Source organism: Klebsiella sp. CN_Kp088 (assembly GCF_040064335.1).
Classification (GTDB): Bacteria; Pseudomonadota; Gammaproteobacteria; order Enterobacterales; family Enterobacteriaceae; genus Klebsiella; species Klebsiella aerogenes.
Genome location: NZ_JBEAIQ010000023.1, coordinates 170,253 through 195,171, shown reverse-complemented (window position 1 = coordinate 195,171; position 24,919 = coordinate 170,253). Strand labels below are relative to the sequence as shown.

Genomic DNA, 24,919 nt, shown 5'->3' with positions numbered 1-24,919 from the left:
TCACCTCACACCACGCGCACGGCGATAGGCGTCAGTCCGTCTACGTTGCCGGTAATCACATCCCCCTTCACCACCGCGCCGACGCCCTCCGGCGTGCCGGTGAAAATCAGATCGCCGGGCTGTAGTTCAAAAAAGCCAGAGAGATAGCTGATGGTTTCATTTACCGACCAGATGAGGTGGCGTATATCGCTACGCTGATGATCTTCACCATTCACCTGCAGCCAGATCCCGGCCTGATTGACCTCGCGCGCCTCGGCGGCTTTATGCAGCGGCGCGACAGGAGCGGAAAGATCGAACGCTTTACCTATCTCCCACGGGCGCCCCATCTGGCGCATCTCCATCTGGCGGTCGCGGCGGGTCATATCGAGTCCGGTGGCATAGCCCCATATATATTCCTGCGCCTGCTCCAGCGGGATGTCGCGTCCCGCTTTGCCGATGGCGACCACCAGCTCAATCTCGTAGTGATAGTTGTCGGTCTGCGCCGGATACGGCAGATCCAGCGTTTCGCCAGCCGCCACCGGCACAACCGCATCCGCCGGTTTACAAAAGAAGAAAGGTGGTTCGCGATCCGGATCGAAGCCCATTTCACGAGCGTGGGCGGCATAGTTACGGCCAACGCAGTAAACGCGGCGTACCGGGAACTGCTCATCGCTGCCAACAACCGGGATGCTAATCGGCGCCTGGGGTGCAAAAACGTATTGAGTCATCATTGTTTTCCTTCTTATTAATAACGCGCTTCACGGAACAGGCCTAAGGCCTCCTGTACCGGACGGTCCGAGAAGCTAAATAGCACGCACTCTTCGCTGGCGTTGAACGATACGCCGTGCCAGGTTGGCGCCACGAAGATGTCTTTCGCCTGGAATGCAAAGGTTTGTTCGCCAATCATCACCTGGCCGCTACCTTCTACTACGTGGTAGATGGTGCTATCGGTGGTTTTCGCCACCCGCGACCGGAACCCTTTAGGCAACAGTTGCAGGAAAGCGCCCATCGAGGGCATCGGATAGCCGCCGGTGACCGGGTTGACGTAGCGCATCTTGTAACCGTCCCATTCGTCGGCCTCGCCAAGATGGGTCAGGTCGTGCAGCGCCTCGCGGCTACGGTCGTAGCGGTAGTTAAAAATCGGCGAGGAATTTCCCACCTGATGGCGCAGCGGCAGCATATTGGCAGCATAGCGCGGCAGGTAGTCGCCCTCTTTACGCGTCACCGGCTGCTGCTCCTGCGGATAATCTTCAGCAAATCCGCAGCCGAGATAGTTGACCAGCGGTAAATCGAGACCATCGAGCCAGACCACCGGTTCATCGCCAGGATTGCCGTGATCGTGCCAGCGCCACTGCGGAGTCAGAATAAAATCGCCGGGGCGCATTGGCGTGCGCTCGCCGTCGACGGCGGTGAACGCGCCGTGGCCTTCCACGATAAAGCGCAGCGCCGACTGGTTGTGACGGTGGCTCGGCGCCACCTCGCCCGGCATGATGAGCTGCAGGCCGGCATACAGCGACGCGGTAATGGACGACTGGCCGCGCAGCTGCGGGTTCTCCAGCACCAGTACCCGACGCACCGCCTCTTTAGCGCCGATTAACTGCCCGCTTTCCAGCAGCAGCGGGCGAATTTCCTGATAGTTCCAGTACGCCGGGGCGCAGTTGGCATTCGGCGTTTGCGGCACCAAATGGTGCAACGATTCCCACAGCGGCGTCAGATTCTGCCCGGCAATATGCTGGTAGAACTGCTGGCGTTCGCGGTTCGATTGCGGAGTAGATAGGGTCATTATTGTTCTCCTTATTTATTCGCGACACCCGCAGAGGGCAGCGCGTCGGGTACAGATCCAGGACGGCGAACCGCCAGCATCAGCATGATGAGCATCACCGCGCCGATCGCCGCCGGTACCGCTATAACGTAAAACAGCGTGTCGAAAGAGAGATTCATCGCCATCATCATGCCGCCGGAGAGCGAACCAACGATGGCGCCGCAGCGGCCGATGGCGTTGGACCAGCTGACCCCGGTCGCGCGGCTCTGGGTTGGGTAAAGGGTGGCGGTCAGCGCATTCAGACCCACCTGCGAACCACTCACGCCAATTCCAGTGCCGAAAATCGCCAGCGCCATCAGCCACAATCCGTTTTCGCTTAAACCGATCATCACGATGCACAACGCGCCCAGGCAATAACTTAGCGCCAGTACAAAGAAGGGATTGAAACGGTCCATCAGGATGCCGAGCAACAGTGCGCCGAGCGTGCCGCCCACCTGAAACGCGGCGGTCACCCACGAAGCGTGCTGTAAATCGATACCACGATGGTTAAGCAGCGTCGGCATCCAGCTGGAGAGCAAATAGATAATCAGCAGGCTCATAAAGAACACCACCCAGAGCATCAAGGTGATCGCCAGTTGTCGGCCGGCAAACAGCTGGCTAATGCTGCCTTTCGGCCCGGCTGCCGGTTCGTCGAGCCAGAAATGGGTCTCGGGATAGCGCTCGCCGGTGATAGCGCTGACGGTTCTGGCGATGGTCGCCTGCGGCAGCCCGCGACGAACCTGCCAGCGCGGCGATTCCGGCAGCGCCCACAGCAGCGCGACGGCCAGCAGCAGCGGCAGGATCCCGCCTAAGGCCAGAATGCCGTGCCAGCCGATATGCGCCACCAGTTGGGCGCTCACCACGCCGCCCAGCGCCGAACCGAGCGTGAAGCCGCAGAACATCAGGGTAACTAACGCGCCGCGGCGGCGGGCGGGCAGATATTCCGAAGTCATAGTGATGGTGTTGGGCATCGCCCCGCCTAATCCCAGACCGGTGAGGAAACGCAGAAAAACCAGCATCTCTAGATTCGTCGAGAATGCGGAGAGCAGACTAAACAGGCCAAACAGCGCCACGCAAAACTCAATCACCCGTTTACGACCGAAACGGTCGGAAAGCGGGCCGCAGAGCAGCGCCCCGGCGGTCAATCCCAATAGTCCGGCGCCAAACAGCGGCGCGAGGTCGCTGGCGCTCAATTGCCAGTGAACACGGATATCGGGAGCGATAAAGCCAATGGCGGCGGTGTCAAATCCATCAAGCATCACCACCAGAAAACAGCAGATAATCACACGCCACTGCAGGGCGCCAACCGGCGCTGCGTTAAGTAACGTCTGTAGTTCACGTCGTTGAGCCATAATGATGCCTCAGTGCAGGTCAGGGTAGATGTTGTATTTATTTCTTTTATGTTGCGATTTTGTAACCATGGCGATGAAATGTACAATGGCTTTTCGGGCATAGACATAACCTGGAGGTTATCGGCTGATGGCGAACTGGACGCAAAAGTTGAAGCTGCAGCATTTGAAAATGCTGGTGGCGCTGGGTGAGCAAGGCAATCTCACGCAGGTCGCGAAAATGATGAATATTACCCAGCCCGCGCTCTCTAAGTGGCTGACGCAATTTGAAGAAGAAGTCGGCATGCCGCTCTTTGAGCGCCACAGTAAGGGCCTGCGCCCTTCGGAAGGCGGCAAACTGCTGCTTCAGCACGCCCAGCGGCTAATCAACGATATGTCGCGCTCGCAGTACGAGATCGAGCGCTTTAAGCAAGGCGGGCTGGTCGGCAGCCTGATGATCGGCTGCTCTCCCGTGGCGACAGACTGCGTGGCGCAGGCGATCCTCGCCCTGCTTAAAGAGATGCCGACCCTGCATCTGAATATCGAAGAAAAAGTGATGACCCCGCTGCTGCACGACCTGCTCTCCGGCGTGGTCGATGTGGTCGTCGGACGTGTTGGCGGCCGCGCGCTGGAACTGCCGCTCAACTATCGTGTGCTCTATACCGAACCGGTGTGCTTCGTCGCCCGTCCCGACCATCCGCTGGCTAGCATGCCACGTCTGAGCTGGGCAGATCTCGCCACCTGGCGCTGGATCGTCTGGCCTACCGGCACGCCCATTCGCCAAAGCATTGATAACGCGCTGGTCGATAACGGGGTCATGCTGCCGGAGAATACTATCGAGTCAGCCTCGATGAATGTCACCAGCAATTTGCTGCAAAGCAGCGATATGATCTCTATTCTTTCTTTGCGGCTGGCGCAGCATTACGCCGAACATCGGCAGCTGACGATTCTGAATTTGCCGCGTATTGAACAAAAAGGTAGCGTTGGGGTGTTCTGGCGCAAAAGCGAAGTACCATCGCTGGCGCTCACTCGTTTTCTGCACTACCTCGCAGAATAAGGCCGCTGTTCCCATTTTCTATGCTGACGATGCCTAGAATTCATGATGTGATCGGTAGCACATTTCAGGGTTTAATTGTATGATGAATGGCAGTTCATCAAGGGTTATTACCATGAGTAAGTCGCTGAATATTATCTGGCAGTACGTGCGAGCTTTCGTCCTGATTTACGCCTGCTTGTATGCAGGCATTTTTATCGCCGGGCTACTGCCCATCACGATCCCCGGCAGCATTATCGGCATGCTGATTTTGTTCGTGCTGCTGGCGCTGCAAATTATGCCGCCGCAGTGGGTCAACCCCGGCTGCAACATTCTGATCCGCTACATGGCGCTGCTGTTCGTGCCTATCGGCGTTGGCGTAATGCAGTACTGGGATTTACTGCGCGCGCAGCTGGGCCCGGTGGCGGTGTCCTGCGCCGTCAGTACTTTATTAGTCTTTTTGGTGGTGAGCTGGAGCTCGCATCTGGTCCACGGTGAACGCAAAATCATCGGGCAAAAAGGAAGTAAAAAATGATCTATGAAATGTGGTGGTCGCTACCGTTAACGCTGATTGTCTTTTTCCTTGCCCGCAAGCTGGCGGCGCGGTTTAAATTTCCGCTGCTCAACCCGCTGCTGGTCGCCATGGTGGTCATTATTCCTTTCCTGCTGGTCACCGGTATTTCTTATGAACGCTATTTTGCCGGCAGCAAAATCCTTAACGATCTGCTGCAGCCGGCGGTGGTTGCGCTGGCCTTTCCGCTATATGAACAACTGCACCAGATCCGCGCGCGTTGGAAATCCATCATCACCATCTGCTTTATCGGTAGCTGCGTGGCGATGATCACCGGTACCACCGTCGCTCTGCTGATGGGCGCCACCCCGCAAATAGCCGCTTCCATCATGCCAAAATCCGTCACCACGCCAATTGCCATGGCGGTCAGCGGCAGTATTGGCGGTATTCCAGCGATTAGCGCCGTGTGCGTCATTTTCGTTGGGATCCTCGGCGCGGTGTTCGGCCATACGCTGCTTAACGCCATGCGTATTCATACTAAAGCATCCCGCGGCCTGTCGATGGGTACCGCCTCGCACGCCCTCGGCACCGCGCGTTGCGCCGAACTGGACTACCAGGAAGGGGCGTTTAGCTCGCTAGCGCTGGTACTGTGCGGAATTATTACCTCGCTGGTCGCGCCTTTTCTGTTCCCGGTGATCGTCGCTGTTGTCGGATAATTGTGATTTGCATCACACTTATAAATGCAACAAATTAGCGTTGCATAAACAATGAGACTTATGTCACATATAGGTCCCGTGCGGGCCCTTACACTAGCTTCCCATTACATTGTTATGAGGCAACGCTATGCACTCTCGTTTTCAAGCTGCTTTGACTAATCTGGCGGCAGACCTGCAGGCGGCCATCGCCCCGATGCTCGCAGACCCGCACTTCCCGGCGCTGCTCGAAGCCGATCAGGTGGCGACGCTACAACAAGCAACAGGTTTGGATGAAGACGCGCTGGCCTTTGCGCTACTGCCGCTTGCCGCCGCCTGCGCCCGCGCCGATCTTTCTCACTTTAACGTTGGCGCTATCGCCCGCGGCGTGAGCGGTCGCTGGTACTTCGGCGGCAACATGGAATTCCTCGGCGCCACCATGCAACAGACCGTCCACGCGGAACAGAGCGCCATCAGCCACGCCTGGCTACGCGGCGAAAAATCCCTGCGCGCCATTACCGTCAACTACACGCCTTGCGGCCACTGCCGCCAGTTTATGAATGAACTGAATAGCGGTCTGGCGCTGCGCATTCATCTGCCGGGTCGCGAAGCGCACTCCCTGCAGCACTATCTGCCGGACGCCTTTGGCCCGAAAGATCTGGAAATCAAAACTCTGCTGATGGATGAGCAGGATCACGGCTTCCCCCTCAGCGGCGATGCGCTCACGCAGGCGGCTATTCAGGCGGCGAACCGCTGCCACGCGCCGTACAGCAACTCCCCTTCCGGCGTGGCGCTGGAGCTGAAAGACGGCACCATTTTCTGCGGCAGCTACGCGGAAAACGCGGCGTTCAATCCGACGCTACCGCCGCTGCAGGGCGCGCTGAACCTGCTGAGCCTTAACGGTTACGACTATCCGGATATCCAGCGCGCGCTGTTGGCCGAGAAAGCCGATGCATCGCTTATCCAGTGGGATGCGACCGTTGCGACCCTGAAAGCGTTGGGCTGTCAGAATATCGACCGCGTGCTGTTAGGTTAATTAGCCTGATAGCCTGAGCAGATTGCCGGATGCGCCTTTGGCTTCTCCGGCCTGGATTCGGTAATCTGCCATATTGCTGAAAATCCCCGCAATTAAACGATGGTTTCTTGCGCTTACCCGGCGGGTAAAGTAGCCTGAAGCTTCCCTCGTCCACCATTGAGTCAAGTTCATGTTAAAGCGTGTGTTATACAGCCTGTTAGTCCTGCTCGGCCTGCTGCTGTTGACCGTGCTGGGTCTTGACCGCTGGATGAGCTGGAAAACCGCGCCCTATATTTACGATGAGCTGCAGGATCTCCCCTACCGCCAGGTGGGCGTGGTGTTGGGCACTGCCAAATATTATCGCACCGGCGTGATCAATCAGTATTATCGTTATCGGATCCAGGGTGCGCTCAACGCCTACAATAGCGGTAAGGTTAATTATCTGCTGTTAAGCGGTGACAACGCCCTGCAAAGCTATAACGAACCGATGACCATGCGCCGCGATCTGATTAAAGCCGGCGTCGATCCGGCGGATATCGTGCTGGACTACGCCGGTTTCCGCACCCTCGATTCGATCGTGCGCACCCGCAAAGTGTTCGATACCAATGATTTTATTATTATCACCCAGCGCTTCCATTGCGAGCGCGCGCTGTTTATCGCCCTGCATATGGGGATTCAGGCGCAGTGCTATGCGGTGCCTTCGCCGAAGGATATGTGGACCGTACGTCTTCGCGAGTTTGGCGCCCGATTTGGCGCGCTGGCGGATCTCTATATCTTCAAACGCGAACCGCGTTTCCTCGGGCCGCTGATCCCCATCCCAGCGCAGCAGCATGAAGTTCCGGAGGATGCGCAATCCTACCCGGCGGTCACGCCCGAGCAGTTACTGGAGCTACAGAAAGAAAAATAGCCGCCGTCGTTTTATCGAATTTCAGGCATAAAAAACCCGCGCCAGGCGCGGGTTTTTTATATGTTCAATCTTATTTCTTACGCGCGTACTTCAGTGAATCCAGCGCCACAGCGAAGATGATAATCGCCCCTTTAATAATGTACTGCCAGTATGGATTGACGCCAATGTAGGTCAGACCATAGTTGATGACGGTAAAGATAATGACCCCGGTCACCACGCCGAAAACCGTACCCACGCCGCCGCTGAAGGAAACGCCCCCCACCACGCAGGCGGCAATCGCATCCAGTTCGTACATAAAGCCGAGGTTGTTGGTCGCCGAACCGATACGTCCGGCTTCCAGCAGCCCGCCGAAGGCGTAAAACACCCCGGACAGGGCATAAATCATCAGCAGGTTCAGCGCCACGTTAACGCCGGAGACACGCGCCGCTTCCGGGTTGCCGCCGATAGCGAAGATGTTTTTACCGAAACGGGTTTTATTCCACAGGATCCACACGAAGAAGATAGCGATCAGCGCGTAGAATGTAATGTACGACAGGCGGAATGAACCTAAAGCGACAAAGCCCTGGGCAAACTGTGAGAAGTGGCTGTCGAAACCGGAAATCGGCGACGCGCCGACAAAGTCGTAGTACAGGGAGTTGATACCGTAAACGATGATCATCGTACCCAGCGTAGTGATAAACGGCGTCACGTTGAGATAGGCAATGACGATACCGTTAATCAAGCCAATCACCGCGCCAATCGCGCAGACCAGCAGAATCACCAACGGAATCGGCATGGTCGCCATCTCCGGGAACACCTTGTTGGCGTTATCCACCGCCTGCAGCATGGTAGCCGCTACCACCGCCGCCAGACCCACCTGACGTCCGGCGGAAAGGTCGGTCCCCTGGGTGACAATCAGCCCGGCGACGCCGAGCGCGATGATAATACGTACCGAGGATTGCGTCAGGATGTTACTTAAGTTCAACAGACTTAAGAAGGTCGGATCCTGGAAAATAATAATGGCCAGCAAGACCAAAAGTACAACGTAAATCCCACCCTCTTTCAGGTAAGTGAGAAAACTCTTTTTATTTAACGCACTCATGGAAAGCCCCTGATCTCAAAGGTGCAATGATGCAAGACGCAGAATTTCATTTTGCGTCGTGGTTTTGGTCTCAACAATTCCGGCAACCAGCCCGTTGCTCATAACCAGAATACGGTCGGTAATTCCCAGCAGCTCCGGCATTTCAGAAGAGATAATAATGATGCCCTTATCTTTTTTAGCCAGTTCGGCAATCAGCTGGTAAATTTCAAATTTCGCGCCGACGTCAATTCCGCGGGTCGGTTCATCAAGCATTAATATTTCCGGTTGGGTTAATAACCAACGGCCGATAATAACCTTCTGCTGATTCCCGCCGGAAAGCGAACCGATTTGCGTTTGATGACCTGGCGTTTTTACACGCATGGAATCGATAACCCATTGGGTATCGCTTTTCATCCGTGAATTATCCAGCAGGCCGACCTTGTTTTTATACTTCTTGATATTTGATATCAGCGAGTTAAAACCAATATCGAGATAAGCATAAATCCCCGTCGAACGACGCTCTTCGGTTACCAGCGCAAAGCCGTGGTTAATCGCTTCATTAGCGCTATGGTTATTAATTTTTTTACCATGCAGGGTAATGGTGCCGCTGGCCTTTTCGCGGATGCCAAACAGCGTTTCAACGATATCGGTACGTTTAGCGCCCACCAGTCCGGCAATGCCGAGAATTTCGCCTTTATGCAGATCGAACGAGACATCGCGGATCGACGGCTGGCGCAGCGAGGTCAGGTTACGAACTTCAAGGATTACTTCGCCCGGTTTGTTTTGTTTATCCGGAAAACGCTGGTTCAGCGAACGGCCAACCATCATCGCAATGATCTTATCCATATCCAGCCCTTCCAGCGGCTGGGTGGCGATCCACTGACCATCGCGCAGGATCGTAATCTCATCGCATAGCTGAAATATCTCCTCCATTTTATGGGAGATATAAACAATACCGCAGCCACGCTCTTTCAGCTTGCGGATTATTTTAAACAGGTGATTAACCTCTTTTTCTGTCAGCGATGAGGTAGGCTCATCCATAATGACGATTTTCGCGTCATAGGAGAATGCTTTGGCAATTTCAATCATCTGCATCTGCGATACCGATAAAGTCCCCACGCGAGCGCGCGGATCAATATCAATATCGAGTTCATCAAATATCGCTTTGGTATCGCGATACATTTTATCCTGATCGACAAACATGCCTTTGGTGGGGTAACGTCCCAGCCACATGTTGTCCATGACCGAACGTTGAAGTACCAGGTTTAATTCCTGGTGCACCATAGAAATACCGTTTTCCAGCGCTTCTTTCGCCGAATGGAAATCGATTTCTTTTCCCTGAAAAAGAATACTGCCGGAATCTTTTTGATAGATTCCAAATAAGCATTTCAATAATGTCGATTTGCCCGCGCCATTCTCGCCCATTAATGCATGGATAGAGTGCGGACGAACCTTCAGATTGACATTATCAAGAGCTTTAACGCCGGGGAAAGATTTGTTGATGTCACTCATTTCCAACAAATATTCGCCCGACTGTACGCTATTATTGCTGACCATAGTTATACCTGGCTGCGTTCGTGACGATCCGCGACGATAAGTTATATCGCAGCAAAATCGGCTTCGGTATCAGGAATAATCGGGCGCGCGAGCGCGCCCGCAATGCATGAAGAACTTATTTACCGATAAACTGGCTGAGGTTGTCTTTATCTACGCCTACGTACGGTACGCGGACAATCTTATTCTCAATTTTCCAGTTGGTGCCAGCAGCGGGCTCTTTGCCGTCTGCCAGGTTCTTCGCCAGATCGAAGGTCGCTTTGGCCTGGTTGTTGGCGTCGTTCAGCACGGTACCGGCCATCGCGCCCGATTTCACCAGCGCCAGCGCTTCAGGCAGGGCATCGACGCCGAACACCGGAATGCTGCTCTTGTTATGCGCTTTCAGCGCTTCTACCGCGCCCATCGCCATCGCATCGTTGTTCGCGATGACCACTTCGATTTTGTTGGCGTTCGGGCCGGAGAGCCAGGCGTCCATTTTATCTTTCGCTTGCGCGGTATCCCACATGGCGGTATCTAACGCCAGTTGCTGAGTTTTAAGACCTTTTTCATTCAGCTCTTTGATAACGTAGGAAGTACGCGCTTCGGCATCCGGGTGGCCCGGCTCGCCTTTCAACAGAACAAACTGAATCTGACCATCTTTGTTCAGATCCCAGTTTGGATTCGCTTTCCAGTGTTTGGCGATAAGATCGCCCTGGATAATCCCGGATTCTTTGGAGTCGGTACCCACATAATAGGCTTTATCGTAGCTATCCAGCGCCTTGCGCGACGGCTCTTTGTTAAAGAACACCACCGGCACATTTTGCCCACGCGCTTTGTCGATAACCGTACCCGCCGCCGCCGGGTCAACCAGGTTGATGGCCAGCGCCTTCACCCCTTTCGCCAGCAGCACGTCGATCTGATCGTTCTGTTTGGACTGATCGTTCTGCGAGTCATTCATCAGCAGTTGCACGTCCGGCGCAGATTTGCTGTCTTTTTCGATCGCTTTACGCACAACGGACATGAAGTTGTCGTCATACTTGTAGATCGTAACGCCGATACGGGTATCCGCGGCATGCGCTGCGGCGCCAAAAAGCATGCCAGCCATGACGGCGGACAGAGCTAAGACCTTCTTATTCATGGAATCTCCGGTTTTATTATTTTGCATCGTTTTTTTTGGCGTGAAGATAGCTGGCGGGAGTTGTTACATTAGGGTTACCGCACAACGATATTCACAACGTTAATTCTGTCTTCCGTGTAGGGTAACGCTCCAGAAAAACGGCTTCATCAAGTGCCTAACCTATTGTTTAAGATGATATTTTAAAACATCACCTGTACAGTCTGGTTCGGACTGGTCAACGCTGCCATCATAAACAGCTGAATGTTAATATACTGTGAATTTACTCACAGATTGAAAGCGGTTACATCAGCTAATAGATTCAGTTAGTGATCGGCCCCACACTTTGCTTTTGCGTCACCGAATGGCGCCGCACCAGCGTGGGCATAAAGCAGTGGCTGGCCTCGCTATCGAGTTTCCCTGCCGCCCCTTGTAGCGCCAGTTCGGTAGCCAATTTCGCCATCGACATAATGGGATAGCGCACGGTAGTCAATTGCGGATCGGTGTAACGGGAAATGGGAATGTCATCAAAACCAATCAGCGAGAGATGCTGCGGCACGGCAATGCCGTTATCCTTGAGAGTGGTTAACGCCCCGGCAGCCATACTGTCGTTATAGGCAAACACCGCGGTCAGGCCTAAATTACGCCCCAGCAGTTCTACCATCGCCGCTTCACCGCCCTGCATATCCGGCGAACCCGAGCCCACCCAGCTATCCGGCGCGATAATGCCCTGCTCCTGCAGCGCTTTACTCCACCCTTCGCGGCGCAGTTCATCATCTTCAATGCCGTGGTTGGAAGAGAGATAGCCAATCCGCTGATGGCCGTTATTGAGCAGCATCCGCGTAGCCATTAGCGCACCGCTGACGTTATCGAGACCCACGCAGCGGTGCGCAAAACCAGGCACAATGCGGTTTATCAGCACCATGCCTGGAATATGCTGCATAAAGTCGCCGAGTTCGGCATCGCTTAACGCTTTCGAATGCACGATAAGCGCCGAACAGCGCTGGCGAATTAGCACCTCAATGGCGTTACGCTCTTTTTCAGCTTCATGGTAGCTGTTGCCGATTAGCACATATTTCTGATGCTGCTGCGCGACGGTATCCACCGCTTTCACCAACGCGCCGAAAAAGGCGTCTGACACATCCATCACCACCACGCCAATGGTATCGCTAACCTGGGTCGCCAGCGCCTGGGCATTGGCATTCGGCCGATAGCCCAGTTGCGCGACCGCCTTCATCACTGCCTCCCGGGTATCCGGGCTCACCAACGCGCTGTTGTTCAGCACCCGTGAAACCGTCGCCACGGAAACTCCCGCCTGACGGGCGACATCACGAATGGTGATCATACATACCCGCCTTTATCGCATTGCAATACGTCACACCCACCTCCTGTGTTCAGCAAGGTGGCTATTCTGGCAGCGACGCGCACCGCGCTACGTGAGTGAGGTCACACGGCTGGAAACGGTTACATCCATTTTGTTAATGATTGTGATCGAGATCGTTATACAGATGTATCTCTGGATGATGTCCCTGAGGCTCTCAGGGTTAACTGACGCCATAGCCACTCAACGGGCCCCTGGCGGAAATGACGCAGCCAAAACTGCGAGAAGAGGAGATTAACGGCCCACACCGCCGGCACAAAGGCCAACAGCTGTAAACGGTCAAATTTCATAAACAGGCCCAGGTGATAGAACAGCGTGGTGCAGATCAGGGTTTGCAGTAAATAGTTACTGAGCGCCATCCGCCCAACGCAGGCAATCGCCCCAACCAGACGAAAGCGGCATAATTGCGGCCAGAATCCCCACGCCAGCGCGGCATAGCCAATGGTTTGTAGCGGCGCGCCAAGTTCACGCGGCGCCTGCAGCAGAAAACCGCACCAGCGGTAGTCCCATTGCAAATACCACTGCGCGGCGATGGCCGGCACATTTACCAACATCCCGGCAATAATCAGCACAGCCCCGACGCGGCGATAATGGCTAAGGCTAAACTGCCCTTTCAACCAGCCGCAGCGCATTAGCGCCGCGCCCATTAGCATCATCCCCGCCAGCTGCCAGCCGTACTGCACGCCCAGCGCCACCAGGTTATCGGACAGCATATCCGCGCGATTGCTCACCGCCTCCATACCGCCTTTGAGCTTCCAGAACTGCTCATACTGCACATTCGCGGCATCGGGCACCCATGACCGACTGGCGCCGTTGCCGGAAATTAATCCCAACAATACCAGCACCGCAATACCGATGAGATAAAGCACGACGCCGGTATTAAATAGCGATTTGACATGATGGGCATCGCGTACCATGCGCCAGGCAATCAGCCCCACCAGCGCATAGGCCAGCAGAATATCGCCGTCCCAGAAAAAGAGACCGTGGATAAAACCAAGCAGGGCAAGCAGCGTTAGCCGCGACTGGATCCAGCGTTTACCGCGTACCAGCAGCATTTGCAATCCGGCGCCGAACAGCAGAGCAAACAGGGTGAGGAATTTTACCTGCGCAAACAGATCGAGGATGGCCCAGCTCCAGGCGTCGCTCAGCGAAACACTCCCGGCCCAGGCCGGATTCAGATAGGCCGCCTTCGGCAAGCCGAAGGCGGTGATATTCAGTAGCAGAATGCCGAGGATGGCGACGCCGCGAACGAAGTCCAGCGTGACGTTTCTCTCCATGCACCCTGCTCCGAATTAATTGTGGTGACGTACGGCGCGCAGGAACTCCTGGCGGGTATTCTGGCTGGATTTAAACAGACCGCCAAGCGAAGTGGTGGTCGTGGCGCTGGTCGCATCGCGGATGCCGCGCGCTTTCACGCAGTAATGCACCGCGTCAATGGATACCGCGACGTTGCTGGTGCCGAGCAAAGTCTGCAGCGCGGTAAGGATCTGCTGCGTCAGGCGCTCCTGCACCTGCGGACGCTGGGCAAAGAACTGCACGATGCGGTTAATTTTCGACAGGCCGATTACCGAATCTTTCGGGATATAAGCAACGGTCGCTTTGCCGTCAATCGTCACAAAGTGATGTTCACAGGTACTGGTCAGCGTGATATCGCGAACCGTCACCATCTCGTCAACTTTCATTTTGTTTTCAATAACGGTGATTTTCGGGAATCTGGCATAATCCAGACCGGAGAAAATCTCATCAACGTACATTTTTGCGATGCGATGCGGAGTCTCCATCAGGCTGTCGTCACTGAGATCAAGATTCAGCAGCTGCATAATCTCAGTCATGTGCCCGGCGATCAGACGCTTGCGCGTTTCATTATCAATTTCTTGTACTGGCGGACGCAGCGGCGTCTCCAGCCCACGAGCGACCAGCGCTTCATGAACGAGTATGGCTTCTTTACTCAATGATGACATTTAGGTTCTCCTGCAGGTGTGGCGCTCTTTGCTCTTCTGAGGGCAAAGTTTGCACTCATTGTGCGTGAGGTGGCGCACATAATCCAGTAGCCGTCACGATAATTATTGAAATTGGCGCAACCTTTCATTTTTACCGCTGCGGTTGGACGTTGTCGATGCGCCACGCCAGCGAGCCCTACCGCCCTCGCGCGCATTCATTAGCACTGTAGATGTTTAGAGACGTTCTTTATAACTCGTATTAATGATGCAATAGCTTTGCGCGACGGGAAAGTGAAAGTTACTCACCGGTTAATGAAATATCTGTATTATTAAGCATTACACATAGATACCCGAGGAGCCCTGCATGGAACTGCTTGAAGAACATCGCTGTTACGAGGGTCGGCAGCAGCGCTGGCGTCATCACTCCAGTACCTTGAATTGTGCGATGACGTTCAGCATTTTTTTACCGCCGACGACGGAAACCGCCCCGCCACCGGTGCTGTACTGGCTATCCGGTTTGACCTGCAATGACGAAAACTTCACCAACAAGGCTGGCGCCCAGCGTGTCGCCGCCGAACTTGGCATCGCGCTGGTGATGCCCGACACCAGCCCGCGCGGTGATGACGTCGCCGATGATGCCGGTTACGATCTCGGTAAAGGCGCGGGTTTTTACCTCAACGCCACTCAGGCGCCGTGGGCGGCGCATTTTCGCATGTACGACTACCTGCGCGATGAGCTACCGCAGTTGATTAACCGTCAATTTAAGGTCGCCGACCGTTGCGCTATCAGCGGCCACTCGATGGGCGGCCACGGCGCGCTCATCATGGCGCTGAAAAACCCAGGGCGCTTTACCAGCGTCTCGGCCTTCGCGCCGATCGTTAACCCATGCAAAGTTCCATGGGGACAAAAAGCGTTCAGCGCCTATCTCGGCAATGATGAAGCGAACTGGCAGGAGTGGGACAGCTGCGCACTCATGCAGACAAGCCAGACCGGGGATGCCATTCCGACGTTAATTGATCAGGGTGACGCCGACCAGTTTCTCGGTAACCAGCTACAGCCCGCGGTGCTGGCAGAGGTAGCTCGACAGAAACAGTGGCCGCTGAGCCTGCGTATCCAGCCCGGCTACGACCACAGCTACTATTTCATCGCCACCTTTATAGAAGATCATCTGCGCTTCCACGCGAAGCATCTGTTTAAGTAACCCTCTATTTCCCTCCGCCGGGCATCCTCCGCTTGCCCGGCTTTATATCTTCGTCAGGAACTATCTTGTCGCTACGGGCGATAATTTGTTATTTAAAACACAACATATATGATTTAGCATATATGTACCTCCATGATAATCTGGTCAACCATGATAAAGCCTATCCAGCTGTTTAAAATCCTGGCGGATGAAACCCGTTTAGCCATCATCATGTTGCTGCGTGAGTCCGGCGAACTGTGCGTCTGCGATCTGTGTGCCGCCACCGGGCAATCCCAGCCGAAAATATCTCGCCATATGGCGATATTACGTGAATCTGAACTGGTACTCGACCGCCGGCAAGGGAAATGGGTCCACTATCGCCTCTCGCCCCATATGCCTGCCTGGGCGGCGGAGATCATTGCCACGACCAGGCAGAGCATGAGGGAAGATATTGACGAATGGCGCAAGAAAACAGCGTGCGCCACCTGTTGATACATATATAGAAACGCATATATTGGAGTAGAGAATGTTGTTGGCCGGTAGTCTCTTTTTATTCACGCTGGTGTTGGTTATCTGGCAGCCCAGGGGCCTCAGCATCGGCTGGAGCGCGAGTATTGGCGCAGTACTGGCGCTGGCCTGCGGCGTTATTCATCCCAGTGATATTCCCGTTGTCTGGAATATCGTCTGGAACGCAACAGCGACTTTTATCGCGGTGATTATCATCAGCCTGCTGCTCGATGAATCGGGCTTTTTTGAATGGGCTGCGCTGCATGTCTCCCGCTGGGGCAACGGGCGCGGTCGTCTGCTGTTCACCTGGATTATCCTGTTAGGCGCGACCGTTGCGGCGCTGTTTGCTAACGATGGCGCAGCGCTCATTCTGACTCCCATCGTTATTGCCATGCTGCTCGCTCTGGGGTTCAGCAAAAGGACAACATTAGCCTTTGTCATGGCTGCCGGGTTTATTGCCGATACCGCCAGCCTGCCGCTTATCGTTTCCAATCTGGTCAATATTGTCTCAGCTGATTTCTTCCGGCTTGGTTTTACGCAATACGCCTCTGTGATGGTTGCTGTTGATATTGCTGCCATCGCGGCCACGCTGGGCATGCTGCATCTGTTTTTCCGCCGGGATATTCCGGCAACTTACAACGTCACTTTGCTGAAAACACCTGCCAGCGCGATTAAAGATCCCGCAACCTTCAAAGCTGGCTGGGTTGTTTTGCTTTTGTTGCTGGTTGGTTTCTTTGTTCTTGAACCGCTGGGGCTGCCCGTTAGCGCCATCGCCGCTGTCGGTGCCGCTGTTCTGTTTGCCGTTGCGAAAAAAGGTCACGCCATCAATACCGGTAAAGTATTGCGCGGCGCGCCCTGGCAGATCGTTATTTTCTCGCTGGGTATGTACCTGGTGGTCTACGGTCTGCGCAATGCGGGCTTAACGGAATATCTGTCGGGTGTGCTGAATATGCTGGCGGATAAGGGACTGCTGGCGGCAACGTTTGGCACGGGCTTCCTGACCGCTTTCCTGTCGTCGGTAATGAACAATATGCCAACGGTCCTGGTGGGCGCACTGTCGATTGAAGGAAGCACCGCTTCTGGCGTTATCAAAGAAGCGATGATCTACGCCAACGTGATTGGTTGCGATTTAGGCCCCAAAATCACGCCAATAGGCAGTCTGGCGACCCTGCTGTGGCTGCACGTACTGTCGCAGAAAAGCATGACCATCAGTTGGGGATATTACTTCCGCACAGGCATCATCATGACGCTACCTGTGCTGTTTGTCACTCTGGCCGCGCTGGCGCTGCGGCTCTCTCTCACTCTATAACGAGATACTCATATGAGTAATATCACCATCTATCACAACCCGGCCTGCGGTACGTCACGGAATACGCTGGAGATGATCCGTAACAGCGGTAATGAGCCCACCGTTATTTATTACCTTGAAACACCGCCGACTCACGATGAGCTGGTTAAGCTTATTGCAGATATGGGGATCGCTGTGCGTACTCTACTACGCGAGAATGTTGAACCTTATGCCCAGTTGGGACTCGCAGAGGACAAGTTCACCGACGAGCAGTTAATAGAATTTATGCTCGCTCATCCCATCCTGATTAATCGCCCTATTGTGGTCACTGAACGGGGAACCCGCTTATGTCGGCCATCTGAAGTGGTACTGGATATCCTGCCCGACCCGCAGCAAGGCGCATTTAGCAAAGAGGATGGAGAAAAGGTGGTGGATGAAAGGGGCAAGCGGCTGATACCTGGCGGATAGCGGCGTACACGTTTTATCGGGGCAGCCGCCACTGAAGTTACTTCAGCGGCGGCAGACAGTTTATCGCTATCAGAAGCGGTAATCGACGGCCATAAAGTAGCGACGCCCATCTTCGGTGTAGCTGTAATCGTCGCGGCTCAGATCTTTATCGCCAACGTTAAGCACGCCGGAGCGCAGTTTCACGCTTTTGCTGACCTGCCACGCGGCGCCGATATCGAACATGGTATAACCGCCTGGGGTTTTACCCGTCGCGCTTACCGCACGCTGCTCACCGGTATAGTTGGCCGTGACGTAGAAAGACCAATCCTCCAGCGGTTTCCAGTCGAGGGTACCGTTAGCGGTGTGGAACGGCAGCGTCTGCAGCGGTTTATTGCCGCCGTTGCTCAGATCGCGACCATCGTTATAGGTATAGTTGACCGTCAGTTTCCACTCTTCGCCGAACGGAACCTTCACTTCGGTCTCCACGCCTTTAATCCGCGCTTTGTTGACGTTGAAGTAGCGGAATACCGGCACGCGCTTACCGTTCACGGTCTTCCAGCCGACGAAGTTCGGGTAACCCGGCGCTTCGCTGGCGCTGGAGGTACGCAGAATGTCGATCATATCGTCAACGTTGTTCTGGAAGGCGGTCACGCTGCCTTCAACCCCTTCCAGCCAGCCCTCTTCACCGCTGTAATACAGACCAAGCTCAAAGCTTTCGCTGGTTTCCGGCTTCAGATCCGGGTTACCGATAATGCTGCAGCTACCGCGACAGGAGTTGGTGGTCCAGTCCGGGTTCAATTGCAGCAGCGACGGCGCTTTAAAGGCCGTTGCCCAACCGCCTTTCACGGTCACGGTATCGGTGGCGTTATAGACCAGATACGCACGCGGGCTCCAGTGATCGCCGTAGGTTTGGTGATCATCCATACGGATGCCGGTGGTCAGCGCCAGCGGTTCAAAGATCCGCCACTCGTCTTCGAGGAACAGCGCGTACTGGCTGGCGGAAGTCGATTTGCCGCCGCTGCTCAGGTTCACCGGATCTTTGAGTTTATCGTGGCGCCATTCGCCGCCGAGGGTGACGATCTGGTTGATCATCCCCAACGGCATCACATATTTACCATCCACCGCATTGCTTTCAGAGGTAATGGTCCCAGCCTGCCCTGGATTTTTGTTATCCACTTTCTCGCCGTAGAATTTCACTTCGCTATTACCAACGTCCCAGCGCCCGTTATGGGTCAAAGAGTAGTTTTGGCGTTCAAGGCGGTTTTTGTCGAGCGAGTCTGAATCGCGATCCTGGCGATCGAAACCGTAGCCGGCGGTAATGTCCTGATTCTCCGTTGGCGTCCAGGCGAACTCAACGTTACCGTCGCGGCTGGTAAAACCTTCAATGCGCGGCGTTTCGCCCGCGGCGTTGCTGGAAGATTGCTGATCGTCTTTACTGCGTTTCGCCAGGCTGCCGTAGGCTTTCATGCCCAACACGCCGTCAATCAGCGGGCCGCTGGTGAAGAACTGGCCGTTGTAAGTGTCGCCGCGATCGCGGTGTTCCTGAATGGTGGCATCGCTGCTGAGGGTACCGGTCCATTTCTGGCCGATTTTTTTGGTAATGATGTTGACCACGCCGCCGAGCGCGTCGGAACCGTACAGGGAAGACATCGGGCCGCGCACTACCTCAATCCGCTCGATGGAGTCCACCGGGATCCAGTTCAGATCGAAATCGTTATGGCGGAAGACGGCGTTACGCGAGTTGACGCGTTTGCCATCGATCAGGATCAGCGTATAGCTGCTATCCAGACCGCGGATGCTGACACCCTTGCGGTTATCCCCTTCGTTGGTGAGCTGAACGCCAGGCACATCGCGCAGCACGTCCTTCAGGTTCTGCACCGGCTTACGCTGCAAGTCCTGTTGGGTGATCACGCTGATACTGGCGGGGGCATCTTTGACGCTCTGTTCAGTCGCCGCGGCGGTGACAACCAGCGTCTCGTCATCATTTGCGGCCAGCGCCGGAAATGCCAATGCTACGACGGACGCGCACAGTCCCGCCCGGGCAAAAGGGTTTAACCTGAACATACCAAATCTCCATGAGGTCAACTACAAATCAAACAAAGGGTGCTGCTTGCACATCCTGTCGACACGCGGCTCTGGCGGCCGCGCGCAATTTTTTTACAGTCGATGTGGCTGGTCACCCCTTGCCTTTCGTAGTTGAGCGGCAAGATATGGAGATTGGCTTCATCCTGAATTTTCCGAAATGATAAGGATAATGATTACAATTATCAATACAATTATGAAGAAGTGTGTCCGTTTGTAAGCCTTGCTGGCATAAAAAAAGCCCTCTTTAAAAGAGGGCTTTATCGAAAGCGGTAGAGTGAGGAATTAGCCTTTAAAGCGTTCCGGGAACTTCATTTCGCTGTAGCGCACGAAGCGGGTACCTTTCACCAGCTTGTAACCAAACCAGATAACCAGGAACAGCGGAATGCCGATGTAGGTCGCCGCCACGCCGCCCCAATCAATGGTGTCCTTGAGGAAGGCTTCATAGTTCTGGCCAAGGGTGATGATAAGGCACAGTACGAAGGCGAAGATCGGCCCCAGCGGGAAGAACCCGGAACGGTACGGCAGGTTATTAATATCGTTACCTTGCAACACGTAACCACGACGGAAACGGTAGTGGCTGATCGCAATACCCAACCAGGCGATAAAGCCAGTCATCCCGGAGGTATTCAGCAGCCACAGGTAAACCGTCTGGTTGCCGAACATCGAGGTCAGGAAGCACAGCGCCGCAATCACGGTAGTCGCATACAGCGCGTTGCGCGGTACGCCGCCTCTCGACAGCTTCGAGAAAATGCGCGGCGCTTTGCCGTCGCACGCCAGGGTATACAACATACGCGTAGAGGCGTACATCCCGGAGTTACCCGCCGACAGCACCGCCGTCAGGATAACCGCGTTCATGATCGCCGCCGCAGAGAGCAGACCGGCGTGCTCGAACACCAGGGTGAACGGGCTAACGGAAATGTCTTTAACGTCGTTGCGCAGCAGGCTCGGATCGGTATACGGGATGATCAGGCTGATAATCAAAATCGCGAAGACATAGAACAGCAGGATACGCCAGAACACCTGACGCACCGCGCGCGGAATGTTCTTCTCCGGATTTTCCGATTCGCCCGCGGCAATACCGATGAGCTCGGTACCCTGGAAGGAGAAGCCGACAATCATCGCCACGCCGATCATCGCCGCAAAACCGCCGGCAAACGGCGCATCATCAATGCCCCAGTTGCTCCAGCCCGCCGGCTTGGCGCCTTCGAAGATGCCAAAAATCATCATAATGCCGACGATGATAAAGATAATCACGGTGGCAACTTTAATCAGCGAGAACCAGTACTCCGCTTCGCCGAAGCCGCGTACCGAGATCCAGTTCAGCAGGAACATGATGCCGAGGAATAAGGCGCTCCAGATCCAGCCGGGTGTATCCGGGAACCAGTAGCTCATCACCAGCTGCGAAGCAACGAGGTCAACGGCGATAGTCACCGCCCAGTTGTACCAGTAGTTCCAGCCCAGCGCGAAACCAAAGCCTTCTTCTACATAGTTCTGACCGTAGGTCGCAAAAGAGCCTGAAACCGGCATAAATGCCGCCAGCTCGCCGAGACTGGTCATCAGGAAATACACCATCAGACCGATCAGAATGTAGGAAAGCAGCGCGCCGCCGGGGCCTGCCTGAGAAATTGTTGCGCCAGAGGCAACGAAAAGACCTGTACCGATGGAACCGCCAATAGCGATCATGGTCAAGTGGCGCGCTTTTAGCTCGCGGCGGAGCGTGGGCGCTTCTGTGGTTTTAGTTTCCGAAACCATGTGAAAATGCTATCCATCCAAAAAATGAGGCGCGATTGTAGCAGACGATCGTCCATCCATCCGGTACAAATGCAAAGTTATAAGAGAGCTTCATGATCTGACACAAATTATTAGTAAAGCAGTAATCCTGCATTGGCGCATAAAAAAACAGACAAAAAATCGCGGCTTACGTCGTTGCTAGCGCTACACCTCGCAGTAACGGATAAAGCGCTGCAGCGCCTTGGAAACGTGTTTTTGCCGATGGCGAATACGCCATAACGTGCGCGTCAGGCGCGGCAGCGGCAGCTTGAGCTCCACCAGCGTTCCGGCCTCCAGCTGCTCGGCAATGACTCGCCGCGACAGGCAGCTGATGCCTAGTCCGTGGCGGACCGCATGTTTAATCGCCTCCGAGTTGCCAAGCTCCATGCCCAGTTGAAATGCGGGCAGATGCGACAACAGCACGTAGTCGACGATCTCCCGCGTGCCGGAGCCATGCTCGCGCAGGATCCACTGCGCTTCCGCCAGCCGTAGCAGCGTCAATTCGCCTTCCAGGAATGGCGAATCAGGGGCGGCGAACACCACCAGTTCATCTTCAATCCACGGCTCGGCGATAATATCCGCCGCGTGGCACGGCCCTTCGATCAGGCCAATATCGACGCGCAAATCGCTGACCGCATTAATCACATCCTGGCTGTTGCCAACGCTCAGCTCCAGCGGCAGTTCAGGGAAGTCCCGGCGGTAGCGGGCGATGATTTCCGGCAGAATATAGTTGCCGATGGTGCTACTGGCATAAACGCGGATCGCGCCATTATCGCCGCGAAACAGCTGTTCTATCTCTCCGGCGCGCTCCAGCAGCGCCAGCGCCCGCGGGTAGAGCAAGCGGCCATGCTCGTTGACCACCAGCCGTTTACCGACGCGGTCAAACAGCTGAACGCCGAGTTGCCCCTCCAGGTCGGTCAGCGCCGCGCTCACCGCCGACTGCGACAGCGCCAGCATCTGTGACGCCTGCGTCGTTGACCCGCTTTTCAAAACCTCAGCAAAAACTTCCAGTTGCCGTAGCGTGATATGCATAACTCACCTGTGTATTAGCCCAAGCTGGATAACCGTCAACGCTATGGTGACATAAATCAGCAGGGCTGTGGCCTGAAGGATGAAGGGTATAACCCAAAATCATTCGTGCTGCAGAAAGGCGGCAAGTGAGCGAGTCCCCAGGAGCTTACATCAGTAAGTGACTGGGGTGAGTAAACGCAGCCAACACATCTGCAGCGCGAAGGATGAAGGGTTTATCACTTATTCCGATAGATTATAAATATATAATCAATTTTATTTTTAAACCAGCCAGTCGTATTCTTTGCCCAGACAAAGGAGAAGGTTATGACAGCACTCACTTTACCCACTAAACATCGCACCCTGTGGCATTTCGTCCCAGGCCTGGCGCTGACCGCCGCGTTGACCGGCGCCGCCCTGTGGGCAGGCAGTTTCCCTGCTATCGCCGGCGCGGGCTTCAGCGCGCTAACGCTGGCTATCTTGTTCGGCATGGTGGTCGGTAATACCGTTTATCCTAAAATTTGGCAGTCCTGCGACGGTGGGGTGATTTTCGCCAAGCAGTATCTGCTGCGCCTGGGGATCATTCTTTATGGTTTTCGTCTGACGTTTGCCCAGATTGCTGACGTCGGCGTCAGCGGGATCCTGATTGACGTACTGACGCTGTCCAGCACTTTCTTTATCGCCTGTTTCCTCGGGCAGAAGGTTTTCGGGCTCGATAAACATACCAGCTGGCTTATCGGCGCCGGTAGCAGCATCTGCGGCGCCGCGGCGGTCCTGGCCACCGAGCCGGTCGTCAAAGCCGAAGCCAGTAAAGTGACGGTCGCCGTGGCGACAGTGGTTATCTTCGGTACTATCGCTATCTTCCTCTACCCGGCGATGTACCCGCTGCTGGCGCACTGGTTCACCCCGGAAGCCTACGGCATCTATATGGGCTCCACCATGCATGAAGTCGCTCAGGTGGTCGCCGCCGGTCACGCGGTTAGCCCGGATGCGGAAAATGCCGCGGTTATCGCTAAAATGCTGCGCGTGATGATGCTGGCTCCGTTCCTGCTGTTCATCGCTGCTCGTGTGAAACAACTGGCGCCAGCCGGTAACGGCGAAAAGAGCAAAATCACCATTCCGTGGTTTGCCATCCTGTTTATTCTGGTGGCGGTATTTAACTCCTTCCACCTGCTGCCGAAAGCCGTCGTCGATATGCTGGTCACCCTCGATACCGTACTGCTGGCGATGGCGATGGCCGCGCTGGGCTTAACCACCCACGTCAGCGCACTGAAAAAAGCCGGTGCGAAGCCGCTGCTGATGGCGCTGATGCTGTTCGTCTGGCTGATTGTTGGCGGCGGCGCGATTAACTTCGCTATCCACCACCTGATTGGCTAAGCAGTAAGTTTTCTCGTCGATATTCATTCATTGCTGTAACTCTCCGGTTAAGCCGCTATCATTACCCTCCCCCCAGCGGCTTAACTGGAGTTTTTTTATGAAATATATTGGAGCGCACGTTAGCGCCTCCGGCGGGCTGGCCAATGCCGCCATCCGCGCCGCCGAAATCGAAGCGACCGCCTTCGCCCTGTTCACCAAAAATCAGCGTCAATGGCGCGCCGCGCCGCTCACCGACGAAGCGATTGCCGAATTCAAAGCCGCCTGCGAAAAATATCACTTCGGCCCGGGGCAGATCCTGCCGCACGACAGCTACCTGATTAACCTCGGTCACCCGGTCGAAGAAGCGCTGGAGAAATCCCGCGAGGCGTTTATCGATGAATTAACCCGCTGCCAGCAGTTGGGATTAACGCTGCTCAACTTCCATCCGGGCAGCCACCTGCAGCAGATCCCGGAAGATGAATGCCTGGCGCGTATCGCTGAATCCATCAACATCGCGCTGGCGAAAACCGAAGGCGTAACCGCGGTTATCGAAAATACCGCCGGTCAGGGCAGCAATCTCGGTTTTAAATTTGAACATCTTGCCGCCATCATTGACGGCGTTGAAGACAAATCCCGCGTTGGCGTCTGCATTGATACCTGCCACGCTTTCGCCGCCGGCTATGACCTACGCAGCGCGGAGGAGTGTGAAAAGACCTTCGCCGAATTCGAACGGATCGTCGGCTTCCAGTATCTGCGCGGCATGCACCTGAATGATGCCAAAAGCGCTTTTGGCAGCCGCGTCGACCGTCACCATAGCCTGGGTGAAGGCAATATCGGCCATGATGCTTTTCGTTGGATCATGCAGGATAACCGTTTCGATGGTATCCCGCTGATTCTGGAAACCATTAACCCGGATATCTGGGCGGAAGAAATTGCCTGGCTGCGGGCGCAGCAGACCGCCGAAGTGGCCTGAATCCAGACACA

23 protein-coding genes are annotated in these 24,919 nt (G+C 55.1%); 11 read left to right on the top strand and 12 right to left on the bottom strand.

Annotation, left to right across the window (positions count from 1 at the left end):
- Positions 1-5: 5 nt before the first annotated feature.
- The 3 genes from ABLV08_RS14165 to ABLV08_RS14155 are packed head-to-tail and all read right to left on the bottom strand — an operon-like array spanning position 6 to position 3,132.
- Positions 6-707 carry a fumarylacetoacetate hydrolase family protein gene (locus ABLV08_RS14165; protein WP_015365722.1) on the bottom strand — a complete coding sequence of 234 codons (702 nt, stop codon included), beginning with the start codon at positions 705-707 and terminating at the stop codon, positions 6-8.
- A 17-nt stretch (positions 708-724) separates the two neighbouring features.
- Positions 725-1,762 (bottom strand): gentisate 1,2-dioxygenase, encoded by a 1,038-nt coding sequence (gene gtdA / locus ABLV08_RS14160; RefSeq protein WP_047054143.1) that lies wholly within the window; start codon positions 1,760-1,762, stop codon positions 725-727.
- A gap of 11 nt (positions 1,763-1,773) precedes the next feature.
- Positions 1,774-3,132 carry an aromatic acid/H+ symport family MFS transporter gene (locus tag ABLV08_RS14155; protein WP_020078293.1) on the bottom strand — a complete coding sequence of 453 codons (1,359 nt, stop codon included), beginning with the start codon at positions 3,130-3,132 and terminating at the stop codon, positions 1,774-1,776.
- A 127-nt stretch (positions 3,133-3,259) separates the two neighbouring features.
- On the opposite strand from ABLV08_RS14155, the gene ABLV08_RS14150 reads away from it, so the two are divergent.
- From ABLV08_RS14150 to sanA, 5 genes are all read left to right on the top strand, one after another.
- Positions 3,260-4,165, top strand: coding sequence for a LysR family transcriptional regulator (locus ABLV08_RS14150; protein WP_045386121.1), 906 nt, complete (start codon positions 3,260-3,262; stop codon positions 4,163-4,165).
- A gap of 112 nt (positions 4,166-4,277) precedes the next feature.
- Positions 4,278-4,676 carry a CidA/LrgA family protein gene (locus ABLV08_RS14145; protein ID WP_020078292.1) on the top strand — a complete coding sequence of 133 codons (399 nt, stop codon included), beginning with the start codon at positions 4,278-4,280 and terminating at the stop codon, positions 4,674-4,676.
- Positions 4,673-5,368, top strand: a complete 696-nt coding sequence (locus tag ABLV08_RS14140) for a CidB/LrgB family autolysis modulator (RefSeq protein ID WP_348855969.1) — start codon at positions 4,673-4,675, stop codon at positions 5,366-5,368. Before ABLV08_RS14145 ends, ABLV08_RS14140 begins: the two co-directional genes overlap by 4 nt.
- A 127-nt stretch (positions 5,369-5,495) precedes the next feature.
- A complete protein-coding gene (gene cdd, locus ABLV08_RS14135) occupies positions 5,496-6,380 on the top strand; it encodes a cytidine deaminase (protein ID WP_015365716.1) in 885 nt (294 codons plus the stop codon).
- 169 nt (positions 6,381-6,549) lie between these two features.
- Complete coding sequence (sanA, locus tag ABLV08_RS14130; protein ID WP_015365714.1) at positions 6,550-7,266, top strand: outer membrane permeability protein SanA; 717 nt, start codon at positions 6,550-6,552, stop codon at positions 7,264-7,266.
- A 70-nt stretch (positions 7,267-7,336) separates the two neighbouring features.
- Here the strand turns inward: sanA and mglC are convergent, their stop codons facing one another.
- From mglC to folE, 6 genes are all read right to left on the bottom strand, one after another.
- Complete coding sequence (gene mglC / locus ABLV08_RS14125; protein ID WP_015365713.1) at positions 7,337-8,347, bottom strand: galactose/methyl galactoside ABC transporter permease MglC; 1,011 nt, start codon at positions 8,345-8,347, stop codon at positions 7,337-7,339.
- 15 nt (positions 8,348-8,362) lie between these two features.
- The gene (mglA, locus tag ABLV08_RS14120; protein WP_015365712.1) at positions 8,363-9,883 is read right to left on the bottom strand and encodes a galactose/methyl galactoside ABC transporter ATP-binding protein MglA; all 1,521 of its coding nucleotides are present in this window, start codon (positions 9,881-9,883) and stop codon (positions 8,363-8,365) included.
- Between the two features lie 115 nt (positions 9,884-9,998).
- Positions 9,999-10,997: a galactose/glucose ABC transporter substrate-binding protein MglB gene (gene mglB / locus ABLV08_RS14115; RefSeq protein ID WP_063411239.1), complete on the bottom strand. Its 999-nt coding sequence runs from the start codon at positions 10,995-10,997 to the stop codon at positions 9,999-10,001.
- A 298-nt stretch (positions 10,998-11,295) separates the two neighbouring features.
- On the bottom strand, positions 11,296-12,318 hold the full coding sequence (gene galS / locus ABLV08_RS14110) for an HTH-type transcriptional regulator GalS (protein ID WP_015706108.1): 1,023 nt from the start codon (positions 12,316-12,318) through the stop codon (positions 11,296-11,298).
- A gap of 155 nt (positions 12,319-12,473) precedes the next feature.
- Positions 12,474-13,631 (bottom strand): DUF418 domain-containing protein YeiB, encoded by a 1,158-nt coding sequence (yeiB, locus tag ABLV08_RS14105; protein ID WP_045359625.1) that lies wholly within the window; start codon positions 13,629-13,631, stop codon positions 12,474-12,476.
- Positions 13,632-13,646: 15 nt separating this feature from the next.
- Positions 13,647-14,315 (bottom strand): GTP cyclohydrolase I FolE, encoded by a 669-nt coding sequence (folE, locus tag ABLV08_RS14100; RefSeq protein ID WP_015365708.1) that lies wholly within the window; start codon positions 14,313-14,315, stop codon positions 13,647-13,649.
- A gap of 343 nt (positions 14,316-14,658) precedes the next feature.
- Between folE and fghA the strand changes: the two genes are divergently transcribed.
- The 4 genes from fghA (at position 14,659) to arsC (ending at position 17,737) form a co-directional block, all read left to right on the top strand.
- Positions 14,659-15,495 (top strand): S-formylglutathione hydrolase, encoded by an 837-nt coding sequence (fghA, locus tag ABLV08_RS14095; RefSeq protein WP_063411238.1) that lies wholly within the window; start codon positions 14,659-14,661, stop codon positions 15,493-15,495.
- Between the two features lie 150 nt (positions 15,496-15,645).
- Positions 15,646-15,966, top strand: coding sequence for a metalloregulator ArsR/SmtB family transcription factor (locus ABLV08_RS14090; RefSeq protein WP_045376776.1), 321 nt, complete (start codon positions 15,646-15,648; stop codon positions 15,964-15,966).
- Positions 15,967-16,000: 34 nt separating this feature from the next.
- Positions 16,001-17,290 (top strand): arsenic transporter, encoded by a 1,290-nt coding sequence (locus ABLV08_RS14085; protein WP_348855968.1) that lies wholly within the window; start codon positions 16,001-16,003, stop codon positions 17,288-17,290.
- 12 nt (positions 17,291-17,302) lie between these two features.
- Positions 17,303-17,737 carry a glutaredoxin-dependent arsenate reductase gene (gene arsC / locus ABLV08_RS14080; RefSeq protein WP_015706113.1) on the top strand — a complete coding sequence of 145 codons (435 nt, stop codon included), beginning with the start codon at positions 17,303-17,305 and terminating at the stop codon, positions 17,735-17,737.
- Between the two features lie 69 nt (positions 17,738-17,806).
- Here the strand turns inward: arsC and cirA are convergent, their stop codons facing one another.
- The 3 genes from cirA to yieE all read right to left on the bottom strand — a co-directional run bounded on the left by cirA (position 17,807) and on the right by yieE (position 22,603).
- On the bottom strand, positions 17,807-19,780 hold the full coding sequence (cirA, locus tag ABLV08_RS14075) for a catecholate siderophore receptor CirA (RefSeq protein WP_045376785.1): 1,974 nt from the start codon (positions 19,778-19,780) through the stop codon (positions 17,807-17,809).
- Positions 19,781-20,083: 303 nt separating this feature from the next.
- Entirely contained in the window at positions 20,084-21,553 is a 1,470-nt protein-coding gene (locus ABLV08_RS14070; protein ID WP_015365702.1) for an amino acid permease, read from the bottom strand.
- Between the two features lie 183 nt (positions 21,554-21,736).
- Positions 21,737-22,603 (bottom strand): DNA-binding transcriptional regulator YeiE, encoded by an 867-nt coding sequence (gene yieE, locus ABLV08_RS14065; protein ID WP_348855967.1) that lies wholly within the window; start codon positions 22,601-22,603, stop codon positions 21,737-21,739.
- Positions 22,604-22,906: 303 nt separating this feature from the next.
- On the opposite strand from yieE, the gene ABLV08_RS14060 reads away from it, so the two are divergent.
- Positions 22,907-23,956, top strand: a complete 1,050-nt coding sequence (locus ABLV08_RS14060) for a YeiH family protein (RefSeq protein WP_020078285.1) — start codon at positions 22,907-22,909, stop codon at positions 23,954-23,956.
- A 97-nt stretch (positions 23,957-24,053) separates the two neighbouring features.
- Positions 24,054-24,908, top strand: a complete 855-nt coding sequence (nfo, locus tag ABLV08_RS14055) for a deoxyribonuclease IV (RefSeq protein ID WP_020078284.1) — start codon at positions 24,054-24,056, stop codon at positions 24,906-24,908.
- Positions 24,909-24,919 lie beyond the last annotated feature (11 nt).

Bases quoted from the DNA above. Each gene is read 5' to 3' on its own strand.
- gtdA (WP_047054143.1), bottom strand. From the start codon at position 1,762: ATGACCCTATCTACTCCGCAATCGAACCGCGAACGCCAGCAGTTCTAC.
- folE (WP_015365708.1), bottom strand. From the start codon at position 14,315: ATGTCATCATTGAGTAAAGAAGCCATACTCGTTCATGAAGCGCTGGTC.
- ABLV08_RS14060 (WP_020078285.1), top strand. From the start codon at position 22,907: ATGACAGCACTCACTTTACCCACTAAACATCGCACCCTGTGGCATTTC.
- cdd (WP_015365716.1), top strand. From the start codon at position 5,496: ATGCACTCTCGTTTTCAAGCTGCTTTGACTAATCTGGCGGCAGACCTG.
- cirA (WP_045376785.1), bottom strand. From the start codon at position 19,780: ATGTTCAGGTTAAACCCTTTTGCCCGGGCGGGACTGTGCGCGTCCGTC.
- ABLV08_RS14150 (WP_045386121.1), top strand. From the start codon at position 3,260: ATGGCGAACTGGACGCAAAAGTTGAAGCTGCAGCATTTGAAAATGCTG.
- fghA (WP_063411238.1), top strand. From the start codon at position 14,659: ATGGAACTGCTTGAAGAACATCGCTGTTACGAGGGTCGGCAGCAGCGC.
- galS (WP_015706108.1), bottom strand. From the start codon at position 12,318: ATGATCACCATTCGTGATGTCGCCCGTCAGGCGGGAGTTTCCGTGGCG.
- ABLV08_RS14145 (WP_020078292.1), top strand. From the start codon at position 4,278: ATGAGTAAGTCGCTGAATATTATCTGGCAGTACGTGCGAGCTTTCGTC.
- ABLV08_RS14140 (WP_348855969.1), top strand. From the start codon at position 4,673: ATGATCTATGAAATGTGGTGGTCGCTACCGTTAACGCTGATTGTCTTT.
- ABLV08_RS14085 (WP_348855968.1), top strand. From the start codon at position 16,001: ATGTTGTTGGCCGGTAGTCTCTTTTTATTCACGCTGGTGTTGGTTATC.
- mglA (WP_015365712.1), bottom strand. From the start codon at position 9,883: ATGGTCAGCAATAATAGCGTACAGTCGGGCGAATATTTGTTGGAAATG.
- arsC (WP_015706113.1), top strand. From the start codon at position 17,303: ATGAGTAATATCACCATCTATCACAACCCGGCCTGCGGTACGTCACGG.
- mglC (WP_015365713.1), bottom strand. From the start codon at position 8,347: ATGAGTGCGTTAAATAAAAAGAGTTTTCTCACTTACCTGAAAGAGGGT.
- ABLV08_RS14155 (WP_020078293.1), bottom strand. From the start codon at position 3,132: ATGGCTCAACGACGTGAACTACAGACGTTACTTAACGCAGCGCCGGTT.
- ABLV08_RS14070 (WP_015365702.1), bottom strand. From the start codon at position 21,553: ATGGTTTCGGAAACTAAAACCACAGAAGCGCCCACGCTCCGCCGCGAG.
- nfo (WP_020078284.1), top strand. From the start codon at position 24,054: ATGAAATATATTGGAGCGCACGTTAGCGCCTCCGGCGGGCTGGCCAAT.
- yieE (WP_348855967.1), bottom strand. From the start codon at position 22,603: ATGCATATCACGCTACGGCAACTGGAAGTTTTTGCTGAGGTTTTGAAA.
- ABLV08_RS14090 (WP_045376776.1), top strand. From the start codon at position 15,646: ATGATAAAGCCTATCCAGCTGTTTAAAATCCTGGCGGATGAAACCCGT.
- yeiB (WP_045359625.1), bottom strand. From the start codon at position 13,631: ATGGAGAGAAACGTCACGCTGGACTTCGTTCGCGGCGTCGCCATCCTC.
- ABLV08_RS14165 (WP_015365722.1), bottom strand. From the start codon at position 707: ATGACTCAATACGTTTTTGCACCCCAGGCGCCGATTAGCATCCCGGTT.
- mglB (WP_063411239.1), bottom strand. From the start codon at position 10,997: ATGAATAAGAAGGTCTTAGCTCTGTCCGCCGTCATGGCTGGCATGCTT.
- sanA (WP_015365714.1), top strand. From the start codon at position 6,550: ATGTTAAAGCGTGTGTTATACAGCCTGTTAGTCCTGCTCGGCCTGCTG.